The following is a 25,743-nucleotide window of genomic DNA, read 5'->3' as shown; positions in this document are numbered from 1 at the left end:
CTAGGCGGTGCGGGCGCGCGGCCGGGTCAGGAGCGCGACCACCAGGAAGACGGCCGCGACCGCGAAGCCGATCAGCGCGATGACGCTCAGCCGGTCCTCGAGCATCGCGACCGTGTCCTCGCTCACGATCCGCACGAGCGCGCTGCCGGCCGTGCCGTCCGCGCCGCCCGGCAGCACCGCGGCGATGCCGTCGACGCCCCACCACCGCAGCGCGAGCCACAGCGCGCCCGCGATGACGCCGACCGCGAGGCCCGCCTTCGCCATGAACCAGCGGAGCCGCTGCGTGACGAACAGCCCGAGCACGATGAGCGCGAGGCCCGCCCACAGCGCCCACCGCTGCGCGAGCTCGATGAGCCCGTAGCCGCGGCGCACGTCGTCGAACGACTCGGCGTCCATCACCTCGACCGGGACGGGCGCGATGGTGACCTCGGGCGCGGCCGCCCCCACCACCGGGATCTGGTCGATCTGGCCGTTGACGTAGTCCGACGGGTCGATGTCGATGACGAGCGGGCCCGGCTCGCGCTCCTCCGCGGTGAGCTCGGCGGAGAACTGACCGTGCGCATCGTCCACCTGCGCGAGGACGGCGGTGCGGAAGTCCCGCGTGCGGGCGGCGCCCTCGATCGCCGAGCGCACGACGTCGTCGAGGCCCAGGAGCGACAGGTCGACGCCGGCGTCGGCGAGCGCGTCGAGCGCGCCGTCCGCGATCGCGTCGCCCACCGCGTCGACGATGACGTCGTCGGCGAGGGCCCGCTCGGCGATGGCGTGGACCGCGGTGCCGTCCTCGACGGCCTTCACCACCACGCCGCTCACGGCCCACAGCGCGATGAGCGAGGCGCCCGCGAGGATGAGCAGCGCCGACAGGACGGTGCGCAGCGCCCTCACCGCGCGTCCTCGTCCCAGCCGAAGAACAGCCGCTCGGTGACGGCGCGGGCACGGCGGGCGTTGCGGGAGTACCGCTCGTCGAGCTGCGAGCCGGAGCGTGTGCTGCCCAGGATCTCCGCGAGCACGCCCAGCTCGCGCACGTCACCGGGCAGGACGTCCGTGTCGCGGACGTTGCCGCGCAGCGCGAGCGCGCCGCGCAGGTCCGTCGCGAGCACCCACGCGGACCGCAGGATGGTCGCGTCGGGACGGGCGATGAGGTCGAGGTCCGCGGCGGCGGCGAGCGCCTCGAGCGTCATGGTGGTGCGCAGCTCGGGGTGGGCGTGACCGTGGCGCAGCTGCGTGAGCTGCACCACCCACTCGACGTCGGACAGGCCGCCGGGGCCGAGCTTGAGGTGGCGGCGCGGGTCGATGCCGCGCGGGAGGCGCTCGGCCTCCATGCGCGCCTTGAGCAGCCGCATCTGCTTGAGCGCGCCGTCCGGCAGCCTGGGCGGGTAGCGGACCTCGTCGATCATGCGGACGAAGGCGTCCCGCAGCTCGAGGTCGCCCGCGCAGGGCCGCGCCCGCAGCAGCGCCTGCGCCTCCCACGCGTCCGCCCAGCGGCCGTAGTACTCGGTGCACGAGGCGAGCGAGCGCGCGAGCGGGCCGTTGCGGCCCTCGGGCCGGAGGTCGGCGTCGATCTCGAGAGGCGGCTGCGGCCCCACCTTCTGGAGCAAGGTCCGCAGCTCCTGCGCGACCTGCACCGCGATCGCCTGGCCGTCCTTGGCGTCCCCGTCCCACACGAACTGCACATCCGCGTCGGACTGGTAGCCCATCTCGAGACCGCCGTAGCGGCCCATCGCGACGACCGCGAAGCGGATCGGCAGCTCGTCGAGGCCGCGCGCCTCCCGCACCCGGTGCTGCGCGATGCGCAGCGCGCCCTCGATCACCATGTCCGCCGCGTGCGACACGGCCTTCGCGGCGTGCGAGGCGTTGATCATGCCGAGCACGTCGGCGGCGGCGACGCGCGACAGCTCGCGGCGGCGCAGTCCGCGCAGCGCGGTGATCGCCTGCGCGGGATCGTTGGAGCGGCGCAGCACCGCGTCCGCCTCGCCCCACAGCCGCTCGTAGGCGCGCGGCACGAGGTCCTCGTCGCGGTCCAGCCACGTCACCGCCTCGCCCGAGGCGAGCAGCGCGCGGGCGACGTACCCGGAGGTCGACAGCAGGCGGGCGAGCCGCTCGGCCGCCGTCGCGGAGTCGCGCAGGAGCTTGAGGTACCACTGCGAGCTCGCCTGCTGCTCGGAGAGCTGGCGGAACGCGAGCAGCCCCGCGTCGGGATCCGCGCCCTGCGCGAACCACCCGATCATCGCCGGCATGAGCTGCCGCTGGATCGCCGCGGATCGCGAGACGCCCTCGGTGAGCGCCTGGATGTGGCGGTACGCCCCGGCCGGGTCGACGAAGCCCACCGCCGCCAGGCGGGCCCGGGCCGCCGCATCGTCCAGCCGCGCCTCGTCGGCGGACAGGCGTGCCACCACGGGCAGGATGGGCCGGTAGAACATCTCGAGGTGCATCGCGCGGACGTCGCGCCGGATGTCGGTCCACACCTCGTCCATGTAGTGCACCGTGGCGAAGCCGGACGCGCGGGCGAGGACCCGGCGCTCCTGGTCCCCCTCGGGCATGAGGTGGGTGCGGGTGAGCTTGCGCATCTGGAGCCGGTGCTCCCACACGCGGAGTTGGCGGTACGAGCGGTCCATCGTCGCCGCCTGCGGGCGGCCCACGTAGCCGCCGGCGCGCAGCCGGGCGAGCGCGTCGAGGGTGCCCCGCACGCGCAGCGACTCGTCGGCTCGACCGTGCACGAGCTGGAGCATCTGGATGGTGAACTCGACGTCGCGCAGCCCGCCGGGGCCGAGCTTGATCTGCCGGTCCGCCTCCGCGGACGGCACGTGCTGCTCGACGCGGCGGCGCATCGCCTGCGCGGACTCGACGAAGCCGTCGCGCTCGACCGCGCTCCACACCATCGGCCACATCGCCTCGATGTAGCGCTCCCCCACCGCAGGGTCGCCCGCGACGGGGCGGGCCTTGAGCAGCGCCTGGAACTCCCAGGTCTCCGCCCACCGCTCGTAGTAGGCACGATGCGCGGAGACGTTGCGCACGAGCGGCCCGTCACGGCCCTCGGGCCGCAGGTTGGGGTCCACCTCCCACAGCGCGGGCTCGATGCCCATGCCCGAGCAGAACTTCGCGGCGGCGACCGCGAGCCTCGTGGCGACCCGCAGCGAGCGCTCGTCCTCGACGCCCTCGGCGGGCTCGGCGACGTAGATGACGTCGACGTCGGAGACGTAGTTGAGCTCCCGCGCGCCGCACTTGCCCATCGCGATGATCGCGAGGCGCGTCGCGGCGTGGTCCGGCTCGTCGTGGCGCGCGATCGCGAGCGCCGCCTCGAGCGCGGCACCGGCGAGGTCCGCGAGCGCGGCGCCGACCGCCGGCATGAGCGTCGGCGGCGCGGGCGAGTACAGATCCTCGGCGGCGACGCGCATGAGCGCGCGGCGGTACGCCACCCGCATCGCCACCTGCCCCTCGGCGCCGCCGAGCGCGGCGACCGGCGCCTCGTCCGCGGGGTCTGCCCCGACGGCCTCGAGCAGGACAGCCCGCACGTCGACCTCGGGGAACGCCGGCGCGTCCGCCCACGCCGTGAAGTCCGCGAGCAGCTCGGGATGGCGGATGAGGAAGTCGCCGAGCGCGAGCGAGCCGCCCAGCAGCACGCCCAGCTTGGCGCCCGCCTCGGTCGCCGCCAGGCCGCGGAGCGTGTCGAGGTGGCCGGCGTCGCGCGCGGCCTCCGCGAGCCGCACCAGCTGGAGCAGGCCCGCGTCCGGGTCCGCGAGGTACGACACGAGCGTCGCCGGGTCCGGGAACTCGATCCCGACGATGCCCTGGATCTCCTCGACCAGGCCGGCCGCGCGCGCGGGGTCGGCGGCGCCCGCACGCCTCAGCAGCGTGGTGAAGGAGACCTCGCGCGCGCTCATGGCGCCCCCTCTAGAGGACGGAGAGGTAGGTGTCGAGCTCGTACGGCGTGACCTGGGCGCGGTAGGCCTCCCACTCCGCGCGCTTGTTGCGCAGCACGAAGTCGAACACCCGCTCCCCGAGCGTCTCCGCGACGAGCTCGGAGCGCTCCATCTCCGTGATCGCCTCGGCGAGCGAGGTGGGCAGCGGCTCGTAGCCCATCGCGCGGCGCTCGGCGTTCGACAGCTCCCACACGTCGTCCTCGGCGCCCTCGGGCAGCTCGAGGCCCTCCTCGATGCCCTTGAGGCCCGCGGCCAGCAGGACCGCGAAGGCGAGGTACGGGTTCGCGGCGGAGTCCATCGCGCGGTACTCGACGCGCGCCGACTGGCCCTTGCCCGGCTTGTGCACGGGCACGCGCACGAGCGCCGAGCGGTTGTTCGAGCCCCAGCACACGTACGAGGGCGCCTCGGCGCCGCCCCACAGGCGCTTGTACGAGTTCACGTACTGGTTGGTGATCGCGGTGATCTCCGGCGCGTGCCTGAGCAGGCCGGCCATGAACTGGCGGGCCACGAGCGACAGGCCCATCTCGCCGCTCGGCTCGTGGAACGCGTTGCGGTCCCCCTCGAAGAGGCTCATGTGGGTGTGCATGCCCGAGCCCGGCGCGGAGAACAGCGGCTTCGGCATGAAGGACGCGAACACGCCCTGCTCGAGCGCCACCTCCTTGATGACCGTGCGGAACGTCATGACGTTGTCCGCCGTGGTGAGCGCGTCCGCGTAGCGCAGGTCGATCTCGTTCTGGCCGGGCCCCGCCTCGTGGTGGCTGAACTCGACCGAGATGCCCATGTTCTCGAGCATCGTGATCGCCTCGCGGCGGAAGTTGTGCGCGGTGCCGCGCGGAACGTTGTCGAAGTAGCCGGCGCGGTCGACGGGGACCGGCTGCTGGCCGCTCTCGAACTGCTTGAAGAGGTAGAACTCGATCTCGGGGTGCGTGTAGAAGCTGAAACCCTGGTCCGAGGCCTTGTCGAGCGTGCGCTTGAGGACCTGGCGCGGGTCGGACATCGCGGGCTCGCCGTCCGGCGTGAAGATGTCGCAGAACATGCGGGCGGCGCCCTGGCGCTCGCCTCGCCACGGCAGGATCTGGAACGTGGCCGGGTCCGGCTTCGCGATCATGTCGGCCTCGTACACGCGCGTGAGGCCCTCGACCGCCGAGCCGTCGAAGCCGATGCCCTCCGAGAACGCGTTCTCGAGCTCGGCCGGCGCGATCGCGACCGACTTGAGGATCCCCAGCACGTCCGTGAACCAGAGCCTGATGAAGCGGATGTCGCGCTCCTCGACGCTGCGGAGCACATATTCCTGCTGCTTGTCCATGCGGCCTATCCTGCCGCATCCATGTGTCGATCGTGTGTCGTCGCCGGGCGCGCCGCGCGCCCTACGCTTGACCCATGTCCGACCTTCGCATCGCGCTCGCCCAGATCAACACCTGCGTGGGCGACATCGCAGGTAACACCGCCCTGATCCTCGACCGCTGCCGCGCCGCGCATGCGCTCGGCGCGCACGTGGTGGCGTTCCCCGAGATGACCACGACCGGCTATCCCATCGAGGACCTCGCGCTGCGCGAGAGCTTCCAGCGCGCCGCCGCCCGCGCCGTCGACGACATCGCGGCGACGCTCGCGGCCGAGGGCCTCGGCGAGCTCATGGTGATCCTCGGCACGCTCGGGGTGTCGGAGGGCGGCATGCCCTTCAACCAGGCGGTGGTGCTCTCGGGCGGCGAGGTGGCCGCCCGCTACAACAAGCACCACCTGCCCAACTACGGCGTGTTCGACGAGCGGCGCATCTTCGCGGCCGGCGACGACGCGTGCGTGGTGACCGCCGCATCGTCCCCCGTGGGCCTGGCCATCTGCGAGGACATCTGGCAGGACGGCGGCACCGTCGCGGCGCTGTCGGGCCGCGACCTGCGCCTGCTCGTGGTGCTCAACGGCTCGCCGTTCGAGGAGGGCAAGGGCCACACGCGCGTCGAGCTCGCCGCGAAGCGGGCGCGCGAGGTGGGCGCGCCGCTGGCGTACGTCAACCTGTGGGGCGGCCAGGACGACCTGGTCTTCGACGGCCACTCGTTCATCGTGTCGGCGTCCGGCGAGATGGTGGCGTCCGCGCCCGGCTTCACCGACGCGCTCATGGTGTGGGACGTGCCGGAGGCCGGCGTGGCCGCCGAGCCGTCCGGGATCGCGCCCGACGAGTCGCTCGACGAGCAGACCTACTGGGCGTGCGTGACCGGCCTGCGCGACTACGTGCGCAAGAGCGGGATGTCGAAGGTGGTGCTGGGCCTGTCCGGCGGCATCGACTCGGCGCTCGTCGCGGCGATCGCGGCGGACGCGCTCGGCGGGGAGAACGTCATCGGCGTCTCGATGCCGTCGCGCTACTCGTCGCCGCACTCGCGCGACGACGCCATGGATCTCGCGCACCGCCTCGGCGCCGACTACCGCGTGCAGCACATCATGCCGATGGTCGAGGCCTTCGAGCAGCAGATGGAGCTGTCGGCCGTGGCCGCGGAGAACATCCAGGCCCGCGTGCGCGGCATGATCCTCATGGGCATCTCGAACTCGGAGGGCGTGTTCACGCTCGCGACGGGCAACAAGTCCGAGCTCGCGGTCGGGTACTCCACCGTCTACGGCGACGCGGTGGGCGCGTTCGCGCCGATCAAGGACCTCGACAAGACCCGCGTGTGGGAGCTGTCGCGGTGGCGCAACGCGTTCGCGCGCTCCCGGGGCGAGGTGGAGCCGATCCCGCAGAGCTCGATCGACAAGGAGCCGTCCGCGGAGCTGCGCCCCGACCAGCGCGACAGCGACTCGCTGCCCGACTACGCGCTGCTCGACCAGGTCCTCGACGCGTACGTCGAGCACGCCGAGGGCCGCGAGGAGCTGCTGGCGCGCGGATTCGACGAGGCCGTGGTCGACAAGGTGCTGTCGCTGGTCGACCGCGCGGAGTGGAAGCGCCGCCAGTACCCGCCGGGCCCCAAGGTGACGGCGCTCGCCTTCGGCCGCGACCGCCGCCTGCCGATCACCTCCCGCTGGGTCGAGTAGGGCCGCACCACCAGCGGTATCGCTGGCGTCGCAACCCCGTATCACCACGTGAGACAGTGGAGCCATGAGCCGCAAGAAGGTCAGGATCCATCACTTCAAGGAGATGAAGCAGCGGGGCGAGAAGATCGCCATGCTGACGGCCTACGACTTCCCCACCGCCCGGGCGTTCGACGCCGGCGGCGCGGACATCCTCCTCGTGGGCGACTCCCTGGGCGACAACATGCTCGGCATGGAGTCGACGGTCCCGCTCACGCTCGACGAGATGGTGCCGTTCGCCCGCGCCGTCGTGCGCGGCGCCGAGCACGCCTTCGTCATCGCCGACCTCCCGTTCGGCTCGTACGAGGTCTCCCCCGAGCAGGCCGTCGAGTCGGCGATCCGCATGGTCAAGCTCTCGGGCGCGCACGCGATCAAGTTCGAGGGCGGCCGACGCGTCGCCCGCCAGGTCAAGGCCGTCACGGACGCGGGCATCCCGTTCTGCGGCCACCTCGGCTTCACCCCGCAGAGCGAGACCGCGCTGGGCGGCCGCCGCATCCAGGGCCGCGGCGAGCACGGCATCGAGGACCTCGTCGCGGACGCGCTCGCGCTCCAGGAGGCCGGCGCCTTCGCCGTGGTCCTCGAGATGGTCATCGCGCCCGCCGCCAAGGCCGTCACGGAGGCGCTCGACATCCCCACCATCGGCATCGGCGCGGGCCCGGACACGGACGGCCAGGTGCTCGTGTGGCTCGACATGGCCGGGGTCGGCGAGTGGCACCCGCGGTTCTCCAAGCAGTTCGGCGCGGTGGGCCAGGCGATGGTCGACGCGTCGGCCGCATATGTCGACGAGGTCAAGGCCCTGTCCTTCCCCGCCGCCGAGCACACGTTCGAGAGCTGACATGGCCTCGATCGTCGTCACCGGCTCGGAGGGCAAGCTCGGCCGCCACGTGGTCGCTCGGCTGCGCGAGGACGGCCACCGGGTCCACCGCCTCGACGCCAAGCCCATCGCCCCCGCGATGGACTACACGCGCATCGACCTCGCCGACGCGGGCCAGGCCATGGACGCGATGTTCGGCGTCCAGGACCGCTACGGGAGCGTCGACGCCGTGGTCCACCTCGCCGCGATCCCCGCGCCGGGCCAGATGACGGACACGGCGACGTTCCAGAACAACATGCTCGCGACGTTCAACGTGTTCCAGGGCGCGCGCCGTGCCGGCATCACGAACGTCGTCTACGCCTCGTCCGAGACGGTGCTGGGCCTGCCGTTCGAGACTCCCCCGCCGTACATTCCCGTCGACGAGGAGTACGACGCCCGCCCGGAGTCGAACTACTCCCTGGTGAAGCACCTCGAGGAGCAGATGGCGATCCAGCTGTGCCGCTGGGACCCCGCGCTGAAGATCATCGCGCTGCGCTTCTCCAACGTCATGGATGTCGAGGACTACGCCGCGTTCCCGGACTTCGACGACGACCCCCAGGCCCGCCGCTGGAACCTGTGGGGCTACATCGACGGCCGCGACGGTGCGCAGGCCGTGGCGAGGGCGCTCGACTACGAGCCCCGCGGCTTCGACCGCTTCGTCATCGCCAACGCGGACACCGTGATGTCGCGCGCGTCCGCGGACCTGGCCGCCGCGGAGTTCCCCGGCGTCCCGGTGGTGAAGGAACTCGGCGAGCACGAGACGATGCTGTCGATCGACAAGGCCCGCCGCCTTCTTGGCTACGAGCCGCAGCACTCCTGGCGCCACCACGTGTAACTTCCCTCGTATGAGGGACGATGCGGCGGTTGCCGGGCGCGGTGCCGCCGCAGCCGGGTGGGTCGCGGCGAGCGGCGGCGCGGCGCTACTGGTCCTGCTCGCGATGGCGACCTATTCCTTCGCGGAGTCGAAGAACCGCGGCTGGCTGGGCAACGCGACGGGGCTCGAGACCGCCGCGCCGTGGGTCGCGCTCGTGCATGTCGCGTTCGCGGCGGTCGTCGGGCTCACCCTCGCCGCGTCCCGGCCGCTCGCGACCGCGCGCAGCGCCATCGCCGGGCTCGCGGCAGCCGTGGTCGAGCTGGCCGCCGCGATCGTCGTGTGGAACTGGGACTTCCCGGAGTCGGGCCTCGGCATGCTGGGGTTCTCGATCACGCTGTGGTTCACGATGATGCACGCCGGCGCGTCCGTCCTCGGCTTCGCCCTGGCATGGCACGCGCGCCGTCCGGTGGTCGTCGAGGGCGCCTAGGCGATCGGCTCCAGCGGCGGCGCCTGCCAGGTCCCGTCGCGGATCTCGTCGCGCGGGCGGTAGAGCCGCAGCACGATCCCCCACGCGTCCGGGACCGGGATGTCGTTCGGGCCCGCCGGCTCGCCGTGCACCATCCGGACGGCCACGGCCCCCGCATCGTCCGCCGTCGCGGTGACGCTGTTGACGGTGTACCGGTCGTAGGGGTTGGGCTCGAAGAAGCCGGCGCCGTTGTACACGGAGATCGACCAGAACGCGTCGACGGGGACGTCGGCGAGCACGATCTGTCGGTCCGCCGCCGCATCGTCCGGCGCGAGCGACACGTAGACGGCCTCGCTCGTGGGCAGCCCGCCCCAGCCGGACGCCGTGCCGATGAGGTGGTGGATCGGGTCGACCTCGCCCTGGCGGCCGAACGCGCCCGTGTAGTCGCTCAGCCCCGAGGCGAGCGCGAGCAGGGCCTCGCGCGTGGCGTCCAGGCTCTCGGCGTCGTAGTCGGGGTACACGAAGGGCTCTCCCCCGCCGCCGGAGAGCGCCACGGCGTCCTGGAGCGCGCCGACGGCCGCGACGTCGTCCTCGCTGCCGGGGTCGACCAGGATCCGGAGCGCGACGAGCGCGTACCGCGTGCCCACCGTCGCCTCGTCGAGGACGTGGTCGCCCGCATCGTGCAGGATCACGGGGATGTGGTGGTCGTTGCTCACGATCATCGCGGACAGGTACCGGCCGCCCGCGTCCGGCAGCGTGAGCGTGACCGGGCGCGCGAGGTCGACCACGCCGAAGCTGTAGAGCGTGTCGCGGTTCATGCGGATGACGGTCTGCTGGTCGATCGGCGTGGGCGCGCGATGGTGCGCGAGGCGCCCCGGCCCGCCGGCGCTCCGCTGGATGTCCGCGAACATGCGGTCGGTCTCGGCGCGCACGAAGGTGTCGACGTTGACACGGATGCTCATGACGAGCCTCCTCCTACAAGGACGGATCCTCCGACGCGGGGTCTACGACTCGTTCCGCCAACGGTCGTCGTCGTCCTCCCACTGCTCGTTGCGCGCCTTCGCGATCTCGAGCGCGCCGGCCGCCTCCTCGTAGGTCGGGTACGGCCCCATGAGGTGCTCCCACGAGCTCTGACGGCCCTTCTCCACCATCTTCGTCCGGGTGTTGAAGTAGTACTCGACCGGCGGGTCGCTCTCGGGTGACATCGGCATCGCCTCCGTGAATAGACTGCCAGGCATGAGCCCCGTACGCGAGAGCATCACCAAGGGCGCCGTGTCGACCATCCGCGAGGTCCCCGCCGCGATCGCGCGGCCCGAGTACGTGGGACGCAGGCGCGCGGCCACGTGGGGCGGCGGAGACGTCCACGACGCCGAGACCATCGAGAAGATCCGCATCAGCGCGCGGATCGCCGCGCAGGCGCTGGCCGAGGTCGGCCGCCACGTGGCCCCCGGCGTCACCACGGACGAGCTCGACCGCATCGGCCACGAGTTCGTCCTCGACCACGGCGCCTACCCGTCGACGCTCGGCTACCCGGGCGCCGCCGGCCGTCCCGCCTTCCCGAAGTCCCTGTGCACCTCGGTGAACGAGGTCATCTGCCACGGCATCCCGGACTCGACCGTGGTCCAGGAGGGCGACATCGTCAAGGTCGACATCACGGCCTTCAAGAACGGCGTCCACGGCGACAACTGCGGCTCGTTCATCGCGGGCGAGGGCTCGCCGGAGGCGGTCAAGCTCGTCGAGGTGACCCACGAGGCGATGATGCGCGGCATCAAGGCCGCGCAGCCGGGCCGCGAGGTCAACGTCATCGGCCGGGTCATCGAGAAGTACGCGGGGCGCTTCGGCTTCGAGTCGGTGCGCAGCTACACCGGCCACGGCGTGGGCCCCGCGTTCCACACCGGGCTGGTCATCCCCCACTACGACGCGGCGCCGCACCACGACGACGTCATCGAGGTGGGCATGGTCTTCACCGTCGAGCCGATGCTGTGCATGGGCTCGGAGGAGAACCACGAGTGGAAGGACGGCTGGACGGTCGTCACGGACGACGGCTCGTGGGTCGCGCAGTTCGAGCACACCATCGTCATCACGGAGACCGGACCGGAGGTTCTCACGCTGCCATGAGCAAGAACATCGCGATCGGCGTCGACATCGGCGGCACCGGCATCAAGGCCGCACCCGTCAACCTCAAGAACGGCAAGTTCACCGACGACCGCTACCGGATCCCGACGCCGCAGCCGTCGACCCCGGACGCGATCGCGCGCACCGTCGCGAAGGTGATCGCCAAGTTCAACCCGTCGAAGAAGGTGCCCATCGGCGTGGCCTTCCCCGGCGTGGTCCAGCACGGCATCGTCAAGACCGCCGCGAACGTCGACGACTCGTGGATCGGCACCGACCTGCGCGCGATCATCCGCGACTACGCGGGCCACGACGTGCACGTCCTCAACGACGCGGATGCAGCGGGCTACGGCGAGTACAAGTTCGGCGCGGCGCACGGCCGCAACGGCTCGATCCTCATGACGACGCTCGGCACGGGCATCGGCACCGCGATGATCGTCGACGGCACGCTCGTGCCGAACCTCGAGCTCGGCCACCTCGTCATCGACGGCCACGACGCCGAGGACCGCGCCGCCGAGTCCGCTCGCGACCGCTACGGCTACGACTGGGACCAGTGGATCGAGGAGCTCCAGAAGTACTACTCCGAGATGGAGCGGCTGCTCTGGCCCGACCTCATCATCGTGGGCGGCGGCATCTCGAAGTCGCACCACATGTTCCTGCCGAAGCTGCGCCTGCGCGCCCCGATCGTCCCCGCGGAGCTGCTCAACGGCGCCGGCATCGTCGGCGCGGCCGCGGCGGCCGCCGTCGAGGCCAAGCGCGAGCGTGACGAGGAGAAGGCCGCCGAGAAGGCGGGCAAGAAGGCCGAGAAGAAGGCCGCCAAGGAGGCCGCGGAGGCCTGAGCCCCTAGGCTCGCGCCATGGCGTTCCACGACACCCCGGTGCTCGAGCACGCGCTCGCGCGCCTCGAACCGCTCTCCCCCGCCCACCGCGACGACCTCGCGGCCGCCGTGGTCCCCGGCGAGCTGTGGCGCACGTGGTACACGCGGATCCCCTCGCCCGACGGCATGGCCGCGGAGATCGAGGCGCGGCTCGCGTCGCAGCGCGAGGGCCGCGTCGCCCCGTGGGCGATCGTCGACGCCGCGACCGGCCGCGCGGTCGGGATGACCACGTACCTCAACCTCGACGAGGTCAACGGGCGCCTCGAGATCGGCAGCACGTGGATGGGGTGCGAGGCGCAGGGCACCGGGATCAACCCGGCCGCCAAGCTGCTGCTCCTGTCGCGGGCCTTCGACGACCTCGGCTGCATCGCCGTCGAGTTCCGCACGCACTGGCACAACCACCAGTCGCGCGCGGCCATCGCGCGCCTGGGCGCCCGTCAGGACGGCGTGCTGCGCCAGCACCAGCGCTGGCACGACGGCACCCTGCGCGACACCGTAGTGTTCTCGATCCTCGACCGGGAGTGGCCGGCGGTACGCAGCGGGCTCGAGGCGCGGATCGCTCCGCGCCTCGCGCCTACCAGCGCCTAGACGCGGGACGATGCGCCGGCGGCGTCAGCCGTCGGCCTCGGCGAGCAGCCGGTACAGGTCGCGCCGCGCGGCGCCGACCACCTCGACCGCCTTCGCGGCGACCTCCGACCCGTGGTCGTGGCGCATGACGTGGTGCGCGGCGTCGCGCAGGGCGTCGAGCTCGCGGCGCAGCGCCATCATCTGCTGCTCACGGTCGTCGACCTCGAACAGCGCGTCGAGCTCGCCCTCGTGCTCGGCGGCCCATTCGTCGCCGGCCGGGGTCAGCGAGGCGACCTTGCGCCCCTCGACCGTGTCGACCGCCACGAGGCCCTCGTCCTCGAGCGCCTGGAGGGTCGGGTAGATCGAGCCGGGGCTCGGCACCCACGCGCCTCCGCTGCGCTCCTCGATCTCGCGGATGAGGTCGTAGCCGTGACGCGGCTGGTCGGCCAGGAGCAGCAGGATCGCGACGCGCACGTCGCCGCGCGGTCGCCCGCCGCCACGTCCGCGCCCGCGGCCGCGGCCGCCGCCGGGTCCGTGGCCAGGCCCGCCATGGCGCCCGCGGCCGCGCGGCTCTCCGAAGCCCTCCGTCTCGTCGTGGTCCCCGAAGCCGCCGCGGCGGCGGCGCGCGCCGCGCCCCGCGGGCTCGGAGCCGTCGGCCCACACGGGGCCGGGGATGTCGCCGCGGTAGCCGCGCGGCCCGGGTCGCTGGTGCGAGTGCCTCATGACCCGCTCCTCTCGTTTCTATCTATCGTTGCGCTATCACGATATATCGCGTTACGGACGCTGACAACCCCCCGGCGCCCGACGGCGCGCACGGATCCCGCGCCGACACGCCGAGGAAGCCCGCGCATCGTCCCCGCCCGCCGGCGCGTCGCGGGCGCGTCCGTGCGCACTGTCGGGACGGGGCGGCGCTTCGGGACCTACGGCACCGTAACCTAAGGGCGCGTTGCCTAGGATTGCAGGCATGAGCGAGTCCCCCCGCCTCGAGTCGACGACGCCTCAGCTGATCCACAAGCCCGGCGACTACACCTTCACGTCGCTGCTGCGCGATCGCGTCGCCGAGGACCCCGCGCGCATCTTCGGCGAGTACAAGGACGAGTCCGGCGCGTGGGTCGAGGTGTCCCGCGCGCGCTTCCAGGAGGACGTCACCCGCGCCGCGAAGGGCCTGCTCGCGTACGGCATCGCGCCCACGCAGACGGTCGGCCTCCAGGCGAACACGCGCTACGAGTGGGTCGTCATCGACTTCGCGATCCAGGCCGCCGGCGCGATCACGGTGCCGGTATACCCGAGCTCCTCGGCGCACCAGCTCGCCTGGATCCGCGAGGACGCGGATCTCGCGATGCTCATCGTCGAGAACGACACGATGGCCGCCGCCGCCCGCGAGATGGACACCCCGCCGCGCCTGCTCGTGATCGACGGCGACGAGGAGCCCGCGCTCGACGTGCTGGCCGAGGCCGGCGCCATCATCGACGACGCGACGCTCGCGGCCGCCACCGCGGACGTCCGCGCGGACGACGTCGCGACCATCGTCTACACCTCGGGCACCACCGGCCGCCCCAAGGGCGTCGCGCTCAGCCATCGCGCGTTCGTCGAGCACTCGCTCAACGGCGCCGCGCATTCCGAGTTCGGGACGCTCGCGGACGGCGACGCGCGCATCCTCCTGTTCCTGCCCCTCGCCCACGTGCTCGCGCGGCACGTCGAGGTCCTCGCCCTGGCGTGCGAGGCCGTCATCGGCTTCGCACCGACGCACAAGACCCTCGCCTCAGACCTGCAGACCTTCAAGCCCACCTGGCTCATGGCGGTGCCGCGCGTGCTCGAGACGTTCTACAACGTGGTCGACGAGCGCACCGGCGGCGGCATCAAGCAGAGGCTGTTCCGCTGGAGCGCGTTCGTCGCGCGCAAGGTGGACGAGGCGCGCGTGCGGCGCGGCCGCCACGGCATCGTCCTGCGCGCGCAGATGGCGGTCGCGAACGCGCTGGTCCTCAACAAGGTGCGCGCCGCGCTGGGCGGCAACCTCCGCCACATCGTGTGCGGCGGCGCCCGGCTCGTGCCCCGCGTCTCCCACTTCTACGGCGGCCTCGGCATCGCGGTGATGGAGGGCTACGGCACCACCGAGCTCGCCGGCCCCATGACCGTCAACCCGCCGACCGACGTGCGCGTCGGCACCGTCGGCTACCCCTACCCGGGCGGCACGGTGAGGATCGCCGAGGACGGCGAGGTGCTCGCGCAGGGCCCCAACCTGTTCTCGGGCTACTGGAGGAACCCCGAGGCGACCGCCGAGGTCATGACCGACGGCTGGTACCACACGGGTGACCTCGGCTCGATCGACGCGGACGGCTTCCTCAGCATCACGGGCCGCAAGAAGGAGATCCTCGTGACCGCGGGCGGCAAGAACGTCCAGCCCGCGAGCCTCGAGGACGCGATCCGCCCCTACGCGCTCATCCAGGAGGTCGTGGTGGTGGGCGACGGCAAGCCGTTCATCGGCGCGCTGCTGTCGATCGACGAGGCGATGCTGCCCGGGTGGCTCAAGTCCAAGGGCCTGTCGCTCATGTCAGCCGCGGAGGCCGCGAAGGACGCCACGGTGCGGGAGCACATCCAGCACATCGTCGACCAGGCGAACACCCTGGTCTCGCGCGCGGAGGCGATCCGCGAGTGGCGCGTGCTCCCCCGCGAGCTCAGCGAGGCCCACGAGGAGATGTCCGCCTCGCTCAAGGTCCGCCGCAAGCAGGTCGAGGACCACTTCGCCGACATCATCGACGGCATCTACGCGAAGGTCTGACTACCGCTCGCAGACGGTCCCGTCCCCGTCGCCGTCGCGGTACCAGCCGTACTCCTCGTCCTCGCCCTCGACGTACGGGCCGTAGCCGGCGTCGATCGCCTTGGCGCACGAGGAGAACCTCGGGTCGGTGGACGATGCGGCGGTCGCCGTGGGCGTCGGGGTCGCCTCGGGTGTCCCAGTCGTGGTGGCCGCCGCCGACGGCTCGATCACCACGTCCAGCGCGTCCCCGCGCGCGGGCAGCGGCTCCCCCGGGCACGTGTCGAGGACGAGCAGCATCGCGTCGAGCTCGGCCTGCGTCACCCACACGTCGTACTCGGTCTTCACCGCGACCTGGCGCGCGACGTACGCGCAGCGGAACGCGGTGTTGGACGGCAGCCACGACGCGGCGTCCGCATCGCCCTTCTGCCGGTTGGCGCCCGCGTCGACGGGCTCGAGGTTGAGCGGGTCGTTGGCGAACTCGACCCGCGTCTCCTCGTCCCACGCGAAGGCGCCCTTCTGCCACGCGTCCGACAGCGCCACGATGTGGTCGATGTCGACCTCGCTCGCTCCGCCGCGCTGGAAGCGGATCTCCGTCGCGGTGTACGGGTCCGCGAGCGTGCCGGCGAGCACGATGCAGTCGCCCTGCATCTCGAGGTCGGTGAGGCGCAGCGCGAGCATGTCGTTGCGCGCGTCGCAGCCGTTGCCGTCGGTGTCCTGCCAGCCGTCGCCGAACTCGTCGCGGTCGTAGCCCGTCTTGGGCGCGCGCCCCTTGACCGTGAGCTGCAGCGCCGCCGCGTACGCGTCGCCGTGCGACGGGCGCGGCGTGCTCTCCGCGGTGGCCGTCGGGCCGACCGCCGGGGTTGCGGTCGCGGTGGACGATGCGGCGGGCGCCGAGTCGCCCACCGGCGACACCGTGCTGGTCGGCGTCGAGCACGCGGTCGCGGCGACCGTGAGTGCCGCGAGAACGGCGAGCAGGCGGGCGGAGGTGTGGAGGCGCATCGTTCCCTCGGGTCGGCGACGGGGCCCATCAACGCTACCGCCGCACCGCGATGGGGCGGCCGAACGACACCGGTCTACCCCTGAGTTGCCGCGATCGCCGGACGGCGACCACGGCCTACCCATGGGCGGAGGCGTGCGGCTACGGGCGGAGCATCACCTTGATCGCGGTGCGCTCGTCCATCGCGCGGTAGGCCTGCGCAGCCTCCTCGAGCGGGAGCTCGAGGTCGAAGACGCGGCCGGGCTGGATGCGGCCGTCGAGCACCTCGGGCAGCAGCTCGTCGATGTAGCCGCGCACGGGTGCGACGCCGCCGCGGACGCCCACGTTGGTGTTGAACATCTGCCGCACGGGCAGCTCGGGGCCGCCGTTGGGCACGCCCACGAAGCCCACCTGGCCGCCCGGCCGCGCCGACCGCAGCGCCTGGTCCATCGACTCCTTGGTGCCGACGCACTCGAGCACGATGTCCGGCCCGATCCCGTCGAACATCCCCTTGAGGCGCGCGATGCCGGCGTCGCCGCGCTCGGGCACCACGTCGGTGGCGCCGAACTCGCGCGCGAGCGCCTGGCGGGGCTCGTGGCGCGACATCGCGACGATGCGCGAGGCGCCCAGGCGCTTGGCGGCGATGATCGCGCACAGCCCGACCGCGCCGTCGCCGACGACCGCCACCGTGCTGCCCTCCGTGACGCCGGCGGAGATCGCGGCGTGGTGACCCGTGCCCATGACGTCCGAGAGCGTGAGGAGACCGGGGATCAGCGCATCGTCCGGCATCCCGCCGGGGACGACGGCGAGGGTGCCGTCGGCCATGGGGACGCGCACCCGCGCGCCCTGGCCCCCGTCCGCGAAGCCGAGCTCGTCGGTCGCGCTGCCCCACCAGCCGCCGTGCTGGCAGTGGACCGTCATGCCGTTCCGGCAGTTCAGGCAGGTGCCGTCGCACTGGTAGAAGGGCGCGATGACGAAGTCGCCGGCGCTGACGGTCTCGACGGCGTCCCCGACCTCCTCGACCACGCCGACGAACTCGTGGCCGATGCGCTTGGGCGCCGCGACCTCCGTGACGCCGCGGTAGGGCCACAGGTCGGAGCCGCACACGCACGCCGCGACCACGCGGACGATCGCGTCGCGGCCCGTCGACAGGACCGGGTCCGGGACCTCCTCGACGCGGATGTCCCGCTCGCCGTGGATGATCGTGGCGCGCACGCTGCCTCCTGTAGCTCGGGTGAGAGGCCGACCCTACAGCGGCGGACGCGTGAGGACCGACACGGGGTCCTGCGCGTGCGCCTCGTCGCCCGCCGGCGCGCCCGTGCGCACGAGGTCGGGGTCGACGATCGCGAGGGTGAAGACCGCGGGCCCGGAGCAGTAGAGGACCACGAGGAGGAACCAGCCGCCCTCGACGAGCAGGCGGGACTCGGTGAGCGCCTGCAGGGCCAGCGCGGCCGTGAGCAGCGCCCAGCCGAGGGGGATGTAGGTGTCGCCGCGGCTCGCGCGCTCGACCAGTCGCCACGCGCTGCCGAACGACAGCACCACCATGACGAGCAGCAGCGTGAAGCCGATGAGGCCGAGCTGGAGCCACGCGTCGAGGAAGGCGTTGTGGGCGTGGGCCGCGACCACGCCCGCCTTGTCGACGATGGTCGCGTAGGGCTCCTCCCAGATGGGCCAGTAGCCCACGTAGCCCCAGCCCTCGGGACGCTGCCACGCGTAGTGGACGACCTGGTCCCAGATCATCGTGCGGTTGGTGGCGTCGGGGCCGCGGTCGAACATCGCGAAGATCTCGGCGCGGAACTTCAGCGTGAGCACCGCGACGATGGCGGTGCACGCGAGGACCGCGAAGGACAGACGCCGCTTGAGCGACGGCCGCACGCGGCGGATGACGAGGGCCGCGACGGTGAGGGCGGTGAGGTAGACCGCCGCGACGGTGACCGTGGCGGACAGCGTGAGCAGGTGGACCGCGACGGCCGCGGCGAGCGTGATGAGCCCGTCGACCAGGCGGATGCGCCGCTCGAGCAGCACGATTACGGCGACGATCGCGGTGAAGAGCGCGATCGCGGCGAACGGGTTGCGGTTGCCGACGAATCCCTGGATCGGCCCGCCGACGAGGAGGTTGTTGCGCGACCAGAGGATCGGCTCTCCCCCGCCGTCCACCTTGGCGATGCTCGACAGGTCGGTCGCGAGCGGGGGCAGGTCCGCGCGCACGACGAACGCCACGATCATCTCGAAGAGCAGCCCTCCGAAGAGGCTCACCTGCAGGCCGCGGTAGAGGAACGCCATGAACTGGCCGCGGGAGGTGCCGCGCGCGATGAGCACCGCGATGAAGGTCGTGACGGCGAGCACGCCGGCCGCGAGCGCGGTGACCGCGCGGGTCTGCGACCACAGCACGCTGAGCGCCGCGAGCGCCGTGAAGGTCCCGACCAGCGGCGGGACGCGAAGGCTGCGCAGGAAGCGGCGGAACGTCACGACGACGGCCGCGACGGTGAGCGCGACGAGCACCGAGTACAGCGGGACGCCCAGGAGGTAGCGGAAGCCCTGGCCCGAGAACAGCAGCACCACGGTCCACACCGTCACCCACGCGCGGGCGCGCTGGGACGTGGTGCGGGCGTACAAGGACGCGACTGATCGTGTGGGCATCCGGTCGGATCCTCCTTACCAGGGACGGTACTCGTCGGCGGCCGGCAGGGCGGATGCGTGCCGCTCTCGCGTGCACCTCACGGCTGAGTGAGACCGGCGCGTCATCCTAACCCGCGCCACCGGCCCGCCCCGTGGACCGGGCTGGTCCGGCGGCAGGTCCGACCCCGGAGCGGGCCTCGCCCTCCCCCGGTCGGGACCTCGTCCGGCGGCGGCCCGCCGGGCGATACTGTCCACATGACCACCACCGCGAACCCGGTCGAGCGCGTCCGCGCGCGGATGGGTGCCGCGCTGTTCGCGAAGGTGGGCGGACCGGAGGGTCCCGCGATCCGGGCGCGCGTCCACGAGACCCCGGGGCCGCGCTGGTTCCCTCCGGGAAGCGCGATCCGCACCGTGCACGGCGACTCGTCGATGTACGTGGGAGGCATCCGTGCCCTGCTGCTGCAGTCGCTGCACCCGCTGGCGATGGCGGGCGTCGCGGGTCACTCCGGGTACCGCGGCGACCCGTGGGGCCGGCTCACCCGGACGGCGACGTTCCTCGCGTTCACCACCTTCGGCACGGCCGAGGACGCACAGGAGACCGTCGACCGGATCCGCGCCATCCATGAGCGCGTGCGGGGCAAGGCGCCGGATGGGCGCCCCTACCGGGCGAGCGATCCTCACCTGCTGCGGTGGGTGCACATCGCCGAGGCGGACTCGTTCCTCGCGGCCCACCGCCGCTACGGGCGGCAGCCGCTCGACGCCGCCGGGTGCGACGAGTACGTCGCGCAGTCCGCCGAGGTGGGGCGCCGGCTGGGCGCGACCGGCCTGCCGACGACCGTCGACGAGCTGCAGGCGGCGATCGAGGGCTACCGGCCCGAGCTCGAGGCGACCGACGCCGCCCTCGATGCGGCGGACTTCCTCCTGCGCGAGCCGCCGATCGGTCGGGCGATGCGCGCGCCCTACGCGATGCTCGCCTCGGGCGCCGTGGCGCTGCTGCCCGGCTGGGCGCGCGCGGAGCTGGGACGCGATCGATGGGCCACGCGCACGTTCGGACCGGCCGCCGCGGGGCTGGTGACGCGCGGCATCCGCTGGGGCGCCCAGGCGACCCGGCCGACGCGCAACGTCGACTGACCGGCGCCGCGACCGGGGCGGCGCGCTACTCGACGCCGCCGACCTCCGCGCCCGGCTTGAACTTGCCGTTCGCGATCTTGCGCCAGAACTTGTCCTCCTGCTCGGGGTCGAGCAGCACGGTCGAGCCGACGCCGGCCACGCTGTAGCCCATCGACGCGATCGGCGGGGTGCCGGTGACCGCGTCGCCGCCCAGCGCGGAGTTGAACGCGAGCGCCACCTGCGCGAGGTCGAACGGCGACGCGTCCTCGTCGACGCGGAACGCGTCCAGGCCCGCGGACACCACGGGCACCAGCTGGAACGGGTTGAGGAGGGTCGCCGGACTCATGATCTCGTCCGCGACGGCGCCCACCACCTGCTGCTGACGCTGCGTCCGTCCGATGTCGCCGAGCGGGTCCGCGTACCGCATGCGCGAGAACGCGAGCGCCTTGTCGCCGTCAGCCACGTGGCAGCCGGCCTTCCACTTGAGGCGGCTGAGCTTGTCGTCGACGTCCTGGTCGTAGCAGAGCTCGACGCCGCCGAGCGCGTCCACGATCTCGCCCACGCCGGTGAAGCCGACCTCGAGGTAGCGGTCGATGGTGAGGTTGGTGACGCCCTCGACGGTCTCGACCAGCAGCTGCGGCCCGCCGAACGCGAAGGACGCGTTGATCTTGTTGGGGTTGTAGCCGGGGATCTCGACGTACGAGTCGCGCGGGATCGAGATGAGCGCGGTCGGACCGGACTCCGGCTTGTGCAGCACCATGATCGTGTCGGTGCGCGCGCCCTCGGTGCCGTCGTCGTCCCAGCCCTCGCGCGAGTCGGACCCGACGATGAGCACCGTCAGCCCGGGCGTGTCCGCCGCGCCGCTGAGCGCGTCGACGTGGTTGATGCGCGAGTCCACCCAGAAGTAGAAGGCCGTGACCGCGATCGCGAGGATGAGCACGAGCGCGATGAGCGTGTTGCGGACCGGGTGACGCTTGCGCCGCTTCCTGGGGGCGGCCGGCGGCTGAGCGGCAGGCGCCTGCTGCGTGCGCGTGGACGATGCGGGGCGCTGCTGGCCGGGCGGCGTCGCGTAGGCCTGCTGCTGGGGCTGGCGCGTGGACGGCCGCTCGGGCGCGGGCTGCGGGCGCACGCTCTCTCGGCGGACCGGCTGGGCCGGACGCGCGGTGCCGGGGCGCTCCTGCCCGCTGCGGGGCTGGATCGAGGGCGGCATCCGGCGCGGCGGGTTGCCGGCGCCGGAGCTGCCGTCGCGGTCGTCTGTCACGGTGCGAGGGTAACGCGTGGGGGAACGTCGGGGCTGGAGACCGGACCGGTGATGCCGGCTTCCACCCCGACGGGCGCGGTTCCGCTAGCGCGCGGCGCGCTCGCGTTCGAGGTTCCGGGCGATGCGCGCGATCTTGGTCGCGAGGCCCTGGACGGCGGCCTCGGAGGAGACCTGCCGGATGCGTGCCGCGAGCACGGCGATCTCATGCGCGTTGTCCGATCGCGCCTGCTCGGTGCGGGCCGTCTGTCGAGCGTCCATGGCTCCCCCTCGGGTCGGCGTCGCCTCCAGCCTGCTGCCGGCAAAGCGCGCGCGGGGCGACCGCCACGTGAACGCTGGGCGAACACCCGGCGACGGCACGGTTGACGGCGAGCCCGCGTTCGCGCAGGGTCGCGCGGCATCGGCGCCGGAGGGGAACCCGGCGCCCGCGGCACGCGTCAGACTGGGTGGGGCCGCACCGCCCCCGGCCGACGACGACAGGGACACGATGACGCAGATCACACCGTTCGAGACCATGGCGACCCTGGGGCACGCGAGCGCCCCGCCGGTCACCGCGGACCAGGTGAAGGCTCTGCGCCAGGACATCCAGCGGTTCCTGCTCCAGTACGAGTTCGGCCTGCGCGAGGTCGAGACCAAGCTGTCGATCCTGCGTGACGAGTTCCTCGAGCTGCACGACTACAACCCCATCGAGCACGTCTCCAGCCGCGTGAAGTCGCCCGAGAGCCTGCTCGAGAAGGTGGGCCGCAAGGGCGTGGCCCGCGACCTCGACTCGATCCGCGCGCACATCACCGACATCGCGGGCGTGCGGGTCACCTGCGCGTTCGTCGCCGACGTCCACCGGCTGTTCTCCCTGCTCACCCAGCAGGACGACATCACCGTGCGCGAGGTCAAGGACTACATCGCGCACCCGAAGCCCAACGGCTACCAGAGCCTGCACGCGGTCATCGAGATCCCGGTCTTCCTGTCGACCGGCAGGACGGCCGTCCCCGTCGAGGTCCAGTTCCGCACCATCGCGATGGACTTCTGGGCCAGCCTCGAGCACAAGATCTACTACAAGTACGACGCAGCGGTCCCCGAGCAGCTCACGGAGGAGCTGCGCGAGGCGGCCGCCACCGCCGCGGAGCTCGACGCGCGCATGGCGCGGCTCCACCGCCAGGTCCACGGCCCGCAGGCGTGATGCACGGTCGGGACGATGCGTCGGGCCCGCCGGCGACGATGCGTCGACGAGCCCGGTGAGGCGGAGGCCTGGGCGGCCGAGACGACCGCGGTCCTCCGTCAGGCCTTCGCCGTGGCCGTGAACTCGAGCTTCAGCGAGCCCGGCGGCGCCTCCTCCAGCGAGTGCCGTCGCAGCGCGACGATGCTCAGGCCCGCGATGGTCCATGCGGTCGCCGCCCCGACCAGCGCGAGCAGCAGGTGGGCGTGGAACACGCCCCCGCCGAGCTCGCTGCCCGCCGCGAACAGCCCGAAGGTTCCGAGCGCGACGCCGCCGACCAGGTTGGTGATGGCGTTCGCCCGGCCCGGCACGAACAGCGACGCGACGGCCAGCGCGAGCGGCAGAGCCGCGATGCCCGCCATCATCAGGGCCATGCCCATGGTCACGGGCTCGCCCTCCATCTCGCCGGCGACGCCCTCCGCGAGCACGTCCGGCTCGTAGAAGAAGATCACCGCCGCGCCGAGAAGGGCGATGCCGCTCACCAGCCACAGCATCGTGAAGCGCATCCTTGCGAGCGTGGAGCCCATGTCGATCACCCTCTCTCCGACTCCACGGAGGGGTGGACGCCCCTCATCCATTGTCTCGCCGGAGGACCGTCCAGGCACGCCGGGATCACCCCAGCGGCCACCTCGACCCGAGCCCGAACGCCGTCATCACGGCCATCACGGTGACGGCCACGACGGCCACGTCGAGCCCGCCGATGCTCAGCCGCGCGATCCGCAGCTCGCGCCCCTGGTTGGCCGTGAAGCCGCGCGTCTCGAGCGACTCCACCGTGGTCCGCACGCTCTTCGCGGTGTTGAGGAAGATCGGGTAGAACGCCTGCACCGCGTAGGTGCCCCACCTCCACAGCGCCTTGAGCCCGAGGAACCCGCGCGCGCCCGGCGCCGACCGCAGCCGCAGCCCCGTGAACACGATCCCGAACTCCTCGAAGAGGATCGGCATCATCCGGTAGCCGTAGCTCACGCCGAACGCGAGCAGCTCGGGCGCGCCCAGCGCGAGCAGCCCCGTGCTGAGCTTCTCCGGGTCGAGCGACACGAACGCGGCGATCGACGCGAGCGACACCGTCGCGAGCTTGAGGTTGATCTCGATCAGCGCGATCGCGGTGTTGGCGTCGCCGCCGAACAGCCAGGCCGCGAGGAACGCGTAGAGGAAGTCCGTGAAGAAGCCGATGAGGAACAGCCCCAGCACGAGCGGCCCCACGCGCGCGAGCGCCGCGCTCGCCGCCGTGATGACGAACAGCGCGAGGATCGTCGTGAAGTTGTGGGTCAGCCACGGCGCGACCGCGAGCAGGAGGTACCAGCCGATCACCATGCGCGGATCCATCCGCGCGAACAGCCCGCCGCGCGTGGCGTAGGCGGTGCGGATCAGCTCGAGCTTGACCCACTCGACGGACAGCACGTCCCTGGTCTTGCGGCTCACGCGAGCGCCTCCGTCCGGATCGGCGCGACGGCCTCGCGCCATTGGGCCACCGACAGCGGCAGCGGGTCGATGCCGAGCTCCCTCCCGAGCGCCACGATCTGCGGCGGCACGAGCCGCGCCTTCGCGAGCAACGCGTCGTCCGCGAAGAGCGCGCGCGGCGTGAGGTCGGCGACGATGCGCCCGTGCTCCAGCACGACGACGCGGGTCGCCCACTCGGCGACGAGGTGCATGTCGTGCGTCGCGACCACCGCCGCGGCGATGGTGTCGGACAGCTCGTCGAGCATCCCGATGACGCTGTCACGGCTGGCGACGTCGAGGCTCGCGGTCGGCTCGTCCGCGAGCATCAGCGCGGGGCTCATGGCGAGCCCGATCGCGAGCGTCGCGCGACGCTGCTGGCCCCCGGAGAGGGTGCGGCCGTCACGGTCCGCGAACTCGGTGAGCCGGACGCGGTCGAGGACCCGGTCGACGAGCGCGTCGGCGTCGTCGCGCCCGCGCCCGGCCGGATGCAGCAGCACGTCCGCGCGGACCGAGTCCTTGAGGAACATCTGCTCGGGCCGCTGGAACAGGTAGGCGGCGTGGTCCGCCAGCCGCGCGCTCGGCGCGGAGCGCGTGTCGACCCCGTCGAGCACGATCGTGCCGCCGCGCGGCACCTGCAGGCCGCCGAGCAGCCGCATGAGCGTGGACTTGCCGGCGCCGTTGCCGCCGACGAGCGCGACGCGGTCGCCCGCGTGGATGGTGAGGTCGACGTCGTGCAGGACGGGCATGAGGTCGCCGCCGACCGTGCGGTAGCCGTGCGAGAGGGACGATGCGGCGACCACCGGGCGCGGTGCCGCGGCGATGCCGCGCTCCCCCGCATCGTCCTCACGCAGGGACGATGCGGCGCTCGGCGAGACGCCGGCGTCACGCAGCAGCGTGGCCGCCTCGGCCACGGTGCGCGGGGCGCCTGGGACTTCGGCGGCGGCGCACGCGTCGACGATCTGCGGCGCGGGGATGCCGTGCGCGGCGAGCTCGTCGGCGCGGGCCGCGGCCTCGGCGACCGGCAGGTGCCACACGGGTGCGCCGTCGTCCATGAGGATCACCGACCTGGCGTACTGCGAGATGAACTCGGCGTGGTGCTCGATCACGACGACCGTGATGCCGTGGTCGCGGTTGAGCTGCGTGAGCCGCTCGTAGAGGGCGTGCGCGCCCGCCGGGTCGACCTCCGCCACCGGCTCGTCGACGACGATGATGCGTGGGCGCATCGACAGCACCGACGCGAGGGCGGTGAGGTGCGCCTGACCCCCGGAGAGCTGCCACACGAAGCGGTCCGCGAGGTGGTCGATGCCGAGCATCGCCATCGCCTCCGCACCGCGCGCCGCGAAGTCCGCCATCCCGAAGTTCATGGGCCCGAACTCGACCTCGTCGCGCACCCGCGGCCGGACGAGCTGGTTCTGGAAGTCCTGGTAGACGTACCCGACGGTCGCGGACAGCTCGGCGACGGACGAGTCGTACGTGTCGAGCCCCGCCACCCGCGCCTCGCCCGCGAACTCCCCGACCCAGTAGTGCGGCACGAGCCCGTTGAACGTCTTGCACAGGGTGGTCTTGCCCGACCCGTTGCCGCCGATGACGGCGACGAAGTCGCCCTCCTCGATGCTGAGGGAGACGTTGCGGAGGCTGTCCCTGGTCGCCCCCGGATAGCGGAAGCTGAGCCGGTCGAGCTCGATGATGGCGGTCATGCGGGGTGCTGCTTTCTA

Annotated in this window: 24 protein-coding genes; 10 read left to right on the top strand and 14 right to left on the bottom strand. The window is 72.6% G+C overall.

The genetic code is table 11. From position 1 onward, the window contains the following. The 3 genes from AOM07_RS03960 to glnA are packed head-to-tail and all read right to left on the bottom strand — an operon-like array spanning position 1 to position 5,223. Positions 1-882 (bottom strand): hypothetical protein, encoded by an 882-nt coding sequence (locus AOM07_RS03960; RefSeq protein WP_062311509.1) that lies wholly within the window; start codon positions 880-882, stop codon positions 1-3. After that, positions 879-3,878: a bifunctional [glutamine synthetase] adenylyltransferase/[glutamine synthetase]-adenylyl-L-tyrosine phosphorylase gene (locus AOM07_RS03955; protein ID WP_062311508.1), complete on the bottom strand. Its 3,000-nt coding sequence runs from the start codon at positions 3,876-3,878 to the stop codon at positions 879-881. The genes AOM07_RS03960 and AOM07_RS03955 overlap by 4 nt, the downstream gene beginning before the upstream one ends. 10 nt (positions 3,879-3,888) lie before the next feature. Next, positions 3,889-5,223, bottom strand: a complete 1,335-nt coding sequence (gene glnA / locus AOM07_RS03950; RefSeq protein WP_062311507.1) for a type I glutamate--ammonia ligase — start codon at positions 5,221-5,223, stop codon at positions 3,889-3,891. A gap of 74 nt (positions 5,224-5,297) precedes the next feature. Between glnA and AOM07_RS03945 the strand changes: the two genes are divergently transcribed. The 4 genes from AOM07_RS03945 to AOM07_RS03930 all read left to right on the top strand — a co-directional run bounded on the left by AOM07_RS03945 (position 5,298) and on the right by AOM07_RS03930 (position 9,122). After that, positions 5,298-6,932 (top strand): NAD+ synthase, encoded by a 1,635-nt coding sequence (locus AOM07_RS03945; RefSeq protein ID WP_062311506.1) that lies wholly within the window; start codon positions 5,298-5,300, stop codon positions 6,930-6,932. Between the two features lie 64 nt (positions 6,933-6,996). Further along, positions 6,997-7,803: a 3-methyl-2-oxobutanoate hydroxymethyltransferase gene (panB, locus tag AOM07_RS03940; protein ID WP_062311505.1), complete on the top strand. Its 807-nt coding sequence runs from the start codon at positions 6,997-6,999 to the stop codon at positions 7,801-7,803. A gap of 1 nt (position 7,804) precedes the next feature. Further along, on the top strand, positions 7,805-8,656 hold the full coding sequence (locus AOM07_RS03935; protein ID WP_062311504.1) for an NAD-dependent epimerase/dehydratase family protein: 852 nt from the start codon (positions 7,805-7,807) through the stop codon (positions 8,654-8,656). A 10-nt stretch (positions 8,657-8,666) separates the two neighbouring features. After that, positions 8,667-9,122 carry a hypothetical protein gene (locus tag AOM07_RS03930; RefSeq protein WP_062311503.1) on the top strand — a complete coding sequence of 152 codons (456 nt, stop codon included), beginning with the start codon at positions 8,667-8,669 and terminating at the stop codon, positions 9,120-9,122. Here AOM07_RS03930 and AOM07_RS03925 read toward each other — a convergent pair. Both AOM07_RS03925 and AOM07_RS03920 read right to left on the bottom strand, forming a co-directional pair. Further along, positions 9,119-10,063, bottom strand: coding sequence for a DUF1214 domain-containing protein (locus AOM07_RS03925; protein ID WP_062311502.1), 945 nt, complete (start codon positions 10,061-10,063; stop codon positions 9,119-9,121). The two genes, AOM07_RS03930 and AOM07_RS03925, sit on opposite strands and share 4 nt — an antisense overlap. A gap of 42 nt (positions 10,064-10,105) precedes the next feature. Beyond that, positions 10,106-10,306 carry a hypothetical protein gene (locus tag AOM07_RS03920; RefSeq protein ID WP_062311915.1) on the bottom strand — a complete coding sequence of 67 codons (201 nt, stop codon included), beginning with the start codon at positions 10,304-10,306 and terminating at the stop codon, positions 10,106-10,108. Between the two features lie 31 nt (positions 10,307-10,337). Here AOM07_RS03920 and map point away from each other — a divergent pair, with 31 nt between their 5' ends. Genes map through AOM07_RS03905 form a run of 3 tightly spaced genes read left to right on the top strand, consistent with a single transcriptional unit; the run spans position 10,338 to position 12,678 of the window. After that, positions 10,338-11,219: a type I methionyl aminopeptidase gene (gene map / locus AOM07_RS03915; protein ID WP_062311501.1), complete on the top strand. Its 882-nt coding sequence runs from the start codon at positions 10,338-10,340 to the stop codon at positions 11,217-11,219. Continuing rightward, positions 11,216-12,052 carry a polyphosphate--glucose phosphotransferase gene (ppgK, locus tag AOM07_RS03910; RefSeq protein ID WP_062311500.1) on the top strand — a complete coding sequence of 279 codons (837 nt, stop codon included), beginning with the start codon at positions 11,216-11,218 and terminating at the stop codon, positions 12,050-12,052. The genes map and ppgK overlap by 4 nt, the downstream gene beginning before the upstream one ends. A gap of 17 nt (positions 12,053-12,069) precedes the next feature. Continuing rightward, on the top strand, positions 12,070-12,678 hold the full coding sequence (locus AOM07_RS03905) for a GNAT family N-acetyltransferase (protein ID WP_062311499.1): 609 nt from the start codon (positions 12,070-12,072) through the stop codon (positions 12,676-12,678). A gap of 24 nt (positions 12,679-12,702) precedes the next feature. On the opposite strand, the gene AOM07_RS03900 is transcribed toward AOM07_RS03905, so the two are convergent. Next, positions 12,703-13,380 (bottom strand): PadR family transcriptional regulator, encoded by a 678-nt coding sequence (locus tag AOM07_RS03900; protein WP_062311498.1) that lies wholly within the window; start codon positions 13,378-13,380, stop codon positions 12,703-12,705. Positions 13,381-13,621: 241 nt separating this feature from the next. Here AOM07_RS03900 and AOM07_RS03895 point away from each other — a divergent pair, with 241 nt between their 5' ends. Then, a complete protein-coding gene (locus tag AOM07_RS03895; RefSeq protein WP_062311497.1) occupies positions 13,622-15,436 on the top strand; it encodes an AMP-dependent synthetase/ligase in 1,815 nt (604 codons plus the stop codon). Here the strand turns inward: AOM07_RS03895 and AOM07_RS03890 are convergent, their stop codons facing one another. The 3 genes from AOM07_RS03890 to AOM07_RS03880 form a co-directional block, all read right to left on the bottom strand. Next, entirely contained in the window at positions 15,437-16,414 is a 978-nt protein-coding gene (locus AOM07_RS03890) for a GmrSD restriction endonuclease domain-containing protein (protein ID WP_084830090.1), read from the bottom strand. A gap of 139 nt (positions 16,415-16,553) precedes the next feature. Beyond that, entirely contained in the window at positions 16,554-17,606 is a 1,053-nt protein-coding gene (locus AOM07_RS03885) for a zinc-dependent alcohol dehydrogenase family protein (RefSeq protein ID WP_062311496.1), read from the bottom strand. A 33-nt stretch (positions 17,607-17,639) separates the two neighbouring features. Next, positions 17,640-19,031, bottom strand: coding sequence for an O-antigen ligase family protein (locus tag AOM07_RS03880; protein WP_082227172.1), 1,392 nt, complete (start codon positions 19,029-19,031; stop codon positions 17,640-17,642). 234 nt (positions 19,032-19,265) lie between these two features. Here AOM07_RS03880 and AOM07_RS03875 point away from each other — a divergent pair, with 234 nt between their 5' ends. Then, a complete protein-coding gene (locus AOM07_RS03875; RefSeq protein ID WP_084830089.1) occupies positions 19,266-20,141 on the top strand; it encodes an oxygenase MpaB family protein in 876 nt (291 codons plus the stop codon). Between the two features lie 25 nt (positions 20,142-20,166). Here the strand turns inward: AOM07_RS03875 and AOM07_RS03870 are convergent, their stop codons facing one another. Further along, positions 20,167-21,381 (bottom strand): LCP family protein, encoded by a 1,215-nt coding sequence (locus AOM07_RS03870; protein WP_228374377.1) that lies wholly within the window; start codon positions 21,379-21,381, stop codon positions 20,167-20,169. Between the two features lie 84 nt (positions 21,382-21,465). Beyond that, positions 21,466-21,639, bottom strand: coding sequence for a hypothetical protein (locus AOM07_RS14635; RefSeq protein ID WP_156171784.1), 174 nt, complete (start codon positions 21,637-21,639; stop codon positions 21,466-21,468). Positions 21,640-21,865: 226 nt separating this feature from the next. Between AOM07_RS14635 and AOM07_RS03865 the strand changes: the two genes are divergently transcribed. Next, positions 21,866-22,555 (top strand): GTP pyrophosphokinase, encoded by a 690-nt coding sequence (locus AOM07_RS03865; RefSeq protein WP_439644870.1) that lies wholly within the window; start codon positions 21,866-21,868, stop codon positions 22,553-22,555. A gap of 98 nt (positions 22,556-22,653) precedes the next feature. Here the strand turns inward: AOM07_RS03865 and AOM07_RS03860 are convergent, their stop codons facing one another. The 3 genes from AOM07_RS03860 to AOM07_RS03850 all read right to left on the bottom strand — a co-directional run bounded on the left by AOM07_RS03860 (position 22,654) and on the right by AOM07_RS03850 (position 25,725). Further along, positions 22,654-23,118, bottom strand: a complete 465-nt coding sequence (locus AOM07_RS03860) for a hypothetical protein (protein WP_156171783.1) — start codon at positions 23,116-23,118, stop codon at positions 22,654-22,656. A gap of 85 nt (positions 23,119-23,203) precedes the next feature. After that, on the bottom strand, positions 23,204-24,010 hold the full coding sequence (locus AOM07_RS03855; protein ID WP_228374376.1) for an energy-coupling factor transporter transmembrane component T family protein: 807 nt from the start codon (positions 24,008-24,010) through the stop codon (positions 23,204-23,206). Next, a complete protein-coding gene (locus tag AOM07_RS03850) occupies positions 24,007-25,725 on the bottom strand; it encodes an ABC transporter ATP-binding protein (RefSeq protein WP_062311492.1) in 1,719 nt (572 codons plus the stop codon). Before AOM07_RS03850 ends, AOM07_RS03855 begins: the two co-directional genes overlap by 4 nt. Between the last annotated feature and the right edge of the window lie 18 nt (positions 25,726-25,743).

This window comes from Demequina rhizosphaerae (genome assembly GCF_000971255.1).
In the GTDB taxonomy this organism is placed as follows: Bacteria; Actinomycetota; Actinomycetes; order Actinomycetales; family Demequinaceae; genus Demequina; species Demequina rhizosphaerae.
Note: the sequence above shows the minus strand (reverse complement) of the source record. Positions and strands in the feature narration are given on the sequence as shown.